General features: G+C 56.3%; 3 protein-coding genes. 1 reads left to right on the plus strand and 2 read right to left on the minus strand.

Annotated features, from left to right (window positions below):
• The first annotated feature begins 177 nt into the window (after positions 1 to 177).
• A complete protein-coding gene (locus tag NWQ23_RS14265; RefSeq protein ID WP_306167059.1) occupies positions 178 to 501 on the plus strand; it encodes a hypothetical protein in 324 nt (107 codons plus the stop codon).
• A 146-nt stretch (positions 502 to 647) separates the two neighbouring features.
• Here NWQ23_RS14265 and NWQ23_RS14270 read toward each other — a convergent pair whose 3' ends face one another.
• Together NWQ23_RS14270 and NWQ23_RS14275 are read right to left on the minus strand one after the other, a co-directional pair.
• Positions 648 to 2,033, minus strand: coding sequence for an IS1182 family transposase (locus tag NWQ23_RS14270; RefSeq protein WP_306167060.1), 1,386 nt, complete (start codon positions 2,031 to 2,033; stop codon positions 648 to 650).
• A gap of 17 nt (positions 2,034 to 2,050) precedes the next feature.
• The coding region (locus NWQ23_RS14275) for a hypothetical protein (protein ID WP_306167061.1) at positions 2,051 to 2,254 on the minus strand (204 nt) is incomplete at its 5' end.

A 2,254-nucleotide genomic window follows, 5' to 3' on the forward strand; every position in this document is an offset into this window, starting at 1 on the left:
GCCTCTGACCTTACGAGGGCGGACAATGGTGATGTGACAGCCATTGACGCCTTCATCAAGGCCGACGCCGAAATGATTGCAGCCAAGAATGGGGTTTTTGTTCCAGTTCTCCGGATCGAAGCGGGAAGACGCGCACTCGCGTTGGGCCTTTGACGTCAGGCAAAAGATTTAGCAGCGATGGCCGGAGAAACAATCGAGGCAACCGGCGAACGGTTTGCGCTGTCCAACCTCCACCGGCTGCAAGCGGCCATCGCCATGGCGGGTGACGACACAGAAACCGCGGAAAAATACCTCGTTACGGGCCTCGATGTCGCCCGGCGACAAGGCGGCAAACTCTGGGAACTGCGCGCAGCCATCGATCTCGCCCGTCTCTGGCAAGAACAAGGCCGGATTGACGAAGCCATTGCCGTTCTTACCCCCGTCCATGACAGCATCGCAGAAGGCGATTGCCCCGAAGATCGGACGACAGCGCAGGCGTTGCTGACGGATTTGGCCGGTTAACGCGACTTTCGAAGGTCTGCTTGACCGACTTCCAATTCCAAATTGGCGACTGCAGCGAACGACCGCAATCCGCCGATTCTGTGGAAAAACACCCGCTCGCAATTGCAGAAAGATGCTCCTTGAACACAGCGCGAGTGCCTTTCCTATCAGGCTTTGCGGGTTTGCTGCGGTGCAGGAAAGATCTTAGCCAGTTTCCGGAGGTTTTGGGCGGTTGCGGCGAGCAGGAATTCGTCATTTGCGCCGCATGGGCCTCGTAATCGCAGTCGTCCCAGTCCGAGGATGCGTTTGAGGTGGGCGAAGAGCATCTCGACTTTTTTGCGGAGCCGCATTGAGATGGCGTATTGTTTGGTTTTCGCGATGTCGCGAGCAACTTGGCGGGCGTCTTCATGCTCTTCGCGGGTGATCTTGCGGGCATCGGCATTCGGACAGCATTTCATCTTCGATGGGCAGGCTTGGCAGGTGTGTTTCAGGGCCTGATACTTGGCGACACCTTTGCCGGTGGGGCCACGATTGGGGTCAGAATAGTTGCGGCGGAACTGCTTGAGTGGTTCGCCTTCCGGACAGATGTATTGGTTGTTCTCGGCGTCCCATTCGAAGTCGGTGCGAGACCAAGTGCCATCGGTGCGACCAGCTTTGTCCAGCACCGGAATGTGGGGATTGATTTTGCGATCAACGAGCCAGCCAAGCATCGGCCCTGATCCATAGGCACTGTCTGCAATCAAGCGTTCGGGGTCCAAGTCGTGCCGGTCCTTGATCCGATCCAGCATGGTGCGCACCGATCCGACTTCGGCCTGGCGGATGGATCTGGTTCCCTCAACATCGACGATCACGCTGTGGTCGGTGTCGATCAGATAGTTGGTCGAATAGGCAAAGAATGCGGGGCCTTTGCGCGCTGCGGTCCACTGGCTTGCGGGATCAGAGTGCGATGTAAACTTCGGCACAACGGGCGACGCGGCACCGAATGCAGCATCGTCCAGGACATCCAGATACTCCTTTACCGCACGTGGTGCGTCGGCCAGATCAATGGCGCTGTGATCCCAATCCTCCTTTGGTGTGGAGTTCTGCTTGTTGGCATCGGCTTCGATCAAGCTGGCGTCCGCGGCAAGCCGCTGCCCGCTCACCAAACCGTCTGCAATACAGCGTGCGACGGTCTTCTCGAACACATGTCGCAGCAGTTCGCTTTCCCTGAAGCGCCCGTGCCGGTTCTTGGAGAAGGTCGAATGGCTGGGGATCGGATCAGACAGATCGAGGCGGCAGAACCACCTGTACGCCAAGTTCAAATGCACCTCTTCACACAATCGGCGTTCTGACCTGATGCCGAAGCAATAGCCGACCAGTAGCATGCGGATCAGAAGCTCAGGGTCAATCGAAGGGCGTCCGGTATGGCTGTAAAACTCAGCCAGATACTGGCGGATTTCACTCAAATCGATAAATCGATCTATTGACCGCAGCAGGTGATCTTGCGGGACGTGATCCTCCAACGAAAACTCGTAAAATAGCGCCGCTTGTGCTTCCTGCTTCGGTCCCATCATGGTTCAATCCCCCAATCTCATAAGGAAATTGAATCAGCCAAACACCTCCAAATCAACAAGAGTTTTTCAACAAAATTCGCCGATTCTGTGGAAAAGCACCCGCTCGCAATTGCAGAAAGATGCTCCTTGAACACAGCGCGAGTGCCTTTCCTATCAGGCTTTGCGGGTTTGCTGCGGTGCAGGAAAGATCTTAGCCAGTTTCCGGAGGTTTTGGGCGGTTG

This window comes from Yoonia sp., from assembly GCF_030731595.1.
In the GTDB taxonomy this organism is placed as follows: Bacteria; Pseudomonadota; Alphaproteobacteria; order Rhodobacterales; family Rhodobacteraceae; genus Yoonia.

Bases quoted from the DNA above. Each gene is read 5' to 3' on its own strand.
- NWQ23_RS14270 (WP_306167060.1), bottom strand. From the start codon at position 2,033: ATGATGGGACCGAAGCAGGAAGCACAAGCGGCGCTATTTTACGAGTTT.
- NWQ23_RS14265 (WP_306167059.1), top strand. From the start codon at position 178: ATGGCCGGAGAAACAATCGAGGCAACCGGCGAACGGTTTGCGCTGTCC.